Below are 1,756 nucleotides of genomic sequence, written 5' to 3'. Positions count from 1 at the left end.
GGGAGTGTAGTGAGTTGGGGGAGTGCTTCTTTTGGAGGCACAGCCCCATCGAGTGTGACCGCCGCGAATTCCGGAGTGGTGCAGATATTCGGCAATTACTATGCCTTTGCCGCGTTAAAATCCGATGGGAGTGTAGTGAGTTGGGGGTATGCTTCTAATGGAGGCACAGCCCCATCAAGTGTGACCGCCGCGAATTCCGGAGTAGTGCGGATATTCAGCACTGGCTATGCCTTTGCCGCGTTAAAATCCGATGGGAGTGTAGTGAGTTGGGGGAGTGCTTCTTATGGAGGCACAGCCCCATCCAGTGTGACCGCCGCGAACTCCGAAGTAGCGCAGATATTCAGCACTTACTCTGCCTTTGCCGCGTTAAAATCCGATGGGAGTGTAGTGAGTTGGGGGGAAGCGTCTAATGGAGGTACAGCCCCATCAAGTGTGACCGCCGCGAATTCCGGAGTAGTGAAGGTCTTTAACACTCCTTATGCCTTTGCAGCTTTAAAGTCCGATGGCAGTGTTGTGAGCTGGGGGCATGCTTCTAATGGAGGCACAGCCCCATCGAGTGTGACCGCCGCGAATTCCGGAGTAGTGAAGGTCTTTAACACTGCTTATGCCTTTGCAGCTTTAAAGTCCGATGGCAGTGTTGTGAGCTGGGGGGATGCGTCTTATGGAGGAACAGCCCCATCAAGTGTGACAGCCGCGAATTCCGGAGTGGTGCAGATATTCAGCACTGGCTATGCCTTTGCCGCGTTAAAATCCGATGGGAGTGTAGTGAGTTGGGGGTATGCTTCTAATGGAGGCACAGCCCCATCGAGTGTGACTGTCGCGAATTCCGGAGTAGTGAAGATATTCAGCACTGGTTCAGCCTTTGCAGCATTAAAGTCCGATGGCAGTGTAGTGAGTTGGGGGCATGCGTCTTATGGAGGCACAGCCCCATCCAGTGTGACCGCCGCGAATTCCGGAGTAGTGAAGATATTCAGCACTGATTATGCATTTGCCGCGTTAAAATCCGATGGGAGTGTAGTGAGTTGGGGACATGCGTCTTATGGAGGCACAGCCCCATCCAGTGTGACCGCCGCGAATTCGCAAGTCGTGAGTATATTTGGTAATATTTATGCCTTTGCCGCGTTAAAATCCGATGGCAGTGTCATAACCTGGGGGGATCCTGCGAACGGAGGAGACAGTTCCTCTGTCGCCACAAAACTTGCCGGAACAAAAGCAAGTACAGTGAATGCAGTTGGCAGTTATTATGCCTTTGCCGCGTTAAAATCCGATGGGAGTGTTGTGAGTTGGGGGCATGCGTCTTATGGAGGAACAGCCCCATCGAGTGTGACAGCCGCGAATTCCGGAGTAGTGAAGATATTCAATACTAGTGGAGCATTTGCCGCGTTAAAATCCGATGGGAGTGTTGTGAGTTGGGGAGATGCGTCTAGTGGAGGCACAGCCCCATCGAGTGTGACAGCCGCGAATTCCGGAGTAGTGAAGATATTCAATACTAGTGGAGCATTTGCCGCGTTAAAATCCGATGGGAGTGTTGTGAGTTGGGGGGATGCGTCTTTTGGAGGCACAGCCCCATCGAGTGTGACAGCCGCGAATTCCGGAGTAGTGCAGATATTCAGCACTGGCTATGCCTTTGCCGCATTAAAATCCGATGGTAGTGTCGTGAGTTGGGGGCAAGCGTCTACTGGAGGCACAGCCCCATCGAGTGTGACAGCCGCGAATTCCGGAGTAGTGAAGATATTCGGCAATGACTATGCCTTTG

1 pseudogene is annotated in these 1,756 nt (G+C 52.6%); it reads left to right on the top strand.

Annotated features, from left to right (window positions below):
• Nucleotides 1-456 precede the first annotated feature (456 nt).
• Nucleotides 457-1,756 (top strand): annotated as a pseudogene (locus tag AC04MQ_RS19280) (Ig-like domain-containing protein); the annotation flags it as partial.

The sequence above is a fragment of the Bdellovibrio sp. MYbb2 genome (assembly GCF_056175685.1).
Note: the sequence above shows the minus strand (reverse complement) of the source record. Positions and strands in the feature narration are given on the sequence as shown.